This window comes from Kitasatospora sp. NPDC059462 (assembly GCF_042749955.1).
In the GTDB taxonomy this organism is placed as follows: Bacteria; Actinomycetota; Actinomycetes; order Streptomycetales; family Streptomycetaceae; genus Kitasatospora.
In genome coordinates this window covers 1-2,964 of record NZ_JBHYUU010000359.1, presented here as the reverse complement: position 1 = coordinate 2,964, position 2,964 = coordinate 1, and the positions used below count along the sequence as shown (strand labels likewise).

Annotated in this window: 2 protein-coding genes; both read left to right on the top strand. The window is 73.2% G+C overall.

Features of this window, described 5'->3' with window-relative positions; genetic code table 11:
• Positions 1-219: 219 nt before the first annotated feature.
• On the top strand, positions 220-885 hold the full coding sequence (locus tag ACFXAM_RS38365; RefSeq protein ID WP_380298538.1) for a nitroreductase: 666 nt from the start codon (positions 220-222) through the stop codon (positions 883-885).
• Positions 886-1,447: 562 nt separating this feature from the next.
• Positions 1,448-2,833 (top strand): MFS transporter, encoded by a 1,386-nt coding sequence (locus ACFXAM_RS38360; protein WP_380298536.1) that lies wholly within the window; start codon positions 1,448-1,450, stop codon positions 2,831-2,833.
• The last annotated feature ends 131 nt before the right edge of the window (positions 2,834-2,964 follow it).

The following is a 2,964-nucleotide window of genomic DNA, read 5'->3' as shown; positions in this document are numbered from 1 at the left end:
CCGACCAGCACCGCCGCACCCTCCACGCCCTCACCGCCCTCACCCGCGGCATCCACCTCCCCTTCCTCCTCCGCGGCACCCCCGCCGAATAGCCCGAGACCCCCCACCACGACACGACCCCGGGGCCCGGAACCACCTGGTTCCGGGCCCCGGGACCGCCGTCACCACTCATGGCTGAATACGGTGGAGGGGCCCGGTCGAACGAGAGGACGCCAAGACGTGGATGTGTACGAGGCCGTGGAAAGTCGCCGGGCCGTACGGGCGTTCAGCCCCGAGCCCGTGCCCAGGGAGGTACTCGAACGAGTGCTGACCGCAGCGACGCGGGCCCCGTCCAGCGGGAACCTCCAGCCGTGGCACCTGTACGTCGTGACCGGTGAGCCCTTGGCGGAACTCAAACGGACCGCGACCGCCAGGGCACGGGCGGGGGATCCCGGCGACGCGCGCGAGTACCCGATGTACCCGGACGCACTGGCCTCGCCGTATCTGGACCGCTTTGCCGCGGCCGCCGCCCAGCGGTACGCATCGCTGGGAATCGAGCGCGCCGATCCGGACCGGCCCCGGAAGATCGCCACCCTGAACGCGGAGGCGTTCGGAGCGCCGGCCGTCCTGTTCTGCTACCTCGACCGGACGATGGGGCCCGGACAATGGGCCGACGCGGGGATGTACCTGCAGACGGTCATGCTGCTGCTGAGGGCCGAGGGGCTGCACAGCTGCCCCCAGGTGATGTGGACCGTGTACCGGGAGACGGTCAACCGGGCAGTCGGAGCCGACGACGGCCTCGTGCTGTTCTGCGGCGTCTCCGTGGGGTTCGAGCAGGAGGGCGTTCCGCAACTCCGCACCGGGCGCGCGGACATGAAGGACACGGTGCGCTTCATCGACGCGTGACCGTCGGACAGCAAGATCGCAGGCGCCGAGCCGCAGCGCCCGCCGCTCTGCCTGGGCCGGCAGAGCGGCGGGCGTGACCGTCGGAGAAGCGTCAGGGACCGGGTAGACGATCTTCCTCAGGTTGTGGGCGTACGTGCCCAAGAAGCCGGTCGCAATCCGACTGCACGGTCAGGATGGCGGGCGCGGTCGGGGCCCCAGGCGAGCGTGCTCCCGCAGCCGCTGTTCACAGGCCATTCGAATCAAGCCGGCCGACCCCCGACCGATACCTCTGGGTGCCGAGCGTCACATCCGGGGGTGTGGGGCGGGGTGGGGGGCGGGTGAGGCCCGGTATTGCGGGGCGGAGGGCCTTGGCGTACGGGCCGAGGGCCCGTCCGATTCGGGACCTCCGTCCTGTTTTCCGCTGACCTTCGCCCCCGAGGGCTCGCCCTCCGGCCCGGGCAACTGTGGACGGTCGCCCGGTGGACTCCGGGCGACCGGTCCGCCTGCCCGGCGGGCCGCCGACGACCGTCTACGCGGCGCACGGGTGCGACAGCACGCGATGCGCTCCGGAGGACCCGAACGAATGTCCCGCACTATCGACAACGCCCCGTATACCGCCTTCCACCGCAGGCTGGCGCTCGCCTGTTCCGGTGGACCGCTGCTCGACGGATACATCCTGAGCATCGTGGGCGTCGCCCTCATCGGCATGCGCCCCGAACTGGGGCTCTCCACCGCCGACGTCAGCCTGATCGGCGCGGCCGCGCTGGTCGGCATGTTCGTCGGCGGCGCGCTCTTCGGCGTGCTGACCGACAAGATCGGGCGGGAGGTGATGTACACCGCCGACCTGCTCGTGATGATCGTCTGTTCGGTGCTGTCCTTCTGGGTCGACGCGGTCTGGGCGATCACCCTGCTGCGCTTCGTCCTCGGCATGGCGGTGGCCGCCGACTACCCGATCGCGACGTCCCTGCTCGCCGAGTGGCTGCCCGCCAAGGACCGCGGGCGGCTGCTCGGTCAGCAGATCGTCGCCTGGTACGCCGGCGCCGTGCTCGCCTACGTGACCGGCTACCTCTTCCTGCAGATCGGCGGCCCCGGCAGCTGGCGCTGGATGCTCAGCAGCTCCGCCGTGCTGTGCGTGGTGTTCCTGGTGATCCGCCGGGGCTCGCCCGAGTCGCCGCGCTGGCTGGCCGCCAACGGCCGGGTCGGCGAGGCCGTGCGGCTGGTCGAGCGCCACCTCGGCGTCACGGTCGACGGCCGCGAGCTGATGCCCGCGCCCACGGCTCCCGGCGCCCCGACCGGCCTGCGGCTGCTGATGACCCCGCCCTACCGGCGCCGCACGCTCTTCTGCGGACTGTTCTTCCTCTGCCAGGTCGGCCCGCTGTTCGCGATGCTCACCTTCGGGCCGCAGCTCCTGGAGGCCTTCGGCATGCCGGGCGGCACCGTGCTCGAAACCCTCGGCACGGGACTCATCAGCCTGGTCTTCCTGCTCGGCTGCTACCCCGCGCTGCGCCTGATCGACACCTGGGGCCGCCGCCCCGTGATCATCCGCTCGTTCGCGCTGATGATCGTGCCGCTCGCCGTGCTGGGCATCTGGCCGGACGCCCCGGCCGCCGTGGTGGTCGTCGCGCTCTGCGCCTACGCCTTCCTGTGCGGCGGGCCGAACGTGCTCGACTGGACCTACCCCAACGAGCTGTTCCCCACCGAGGTCCGCGCCACCGCCGTCGGCGTGGCCACCTCGGTCAGCCGGATCGGCGCGGCCGTCGGCACCTACCTGCTGCCGCTGTCGCTGACCGGGATCGGCACCGGACCGACCATGCTGATCGCCGCCGGTGTCACCGCGTGCGGCCTGCTGGTCTCCGTGCTCTGGGCCGAGGAGACCCGCGGCACCGCGCTCGGCGCGGCCGTCGGCACCCCCGGCGCCGTGGCCCGCAAGCCCCGCGCGGCCCGGCCCTCGCCGCAGCCGGTGCGCTGAGGCTCCGGCCCCGTCCCGCGCCCGGCGCCGGGCCCCGTCCCGACCGGGCGCGCCCGCGGGGCGGGGGCGGGTGGCCGCACAGCCGGCCGGGGGCGGCCCCCCCCGCCCCCCCGACCGCGCCGGGGGAGAGC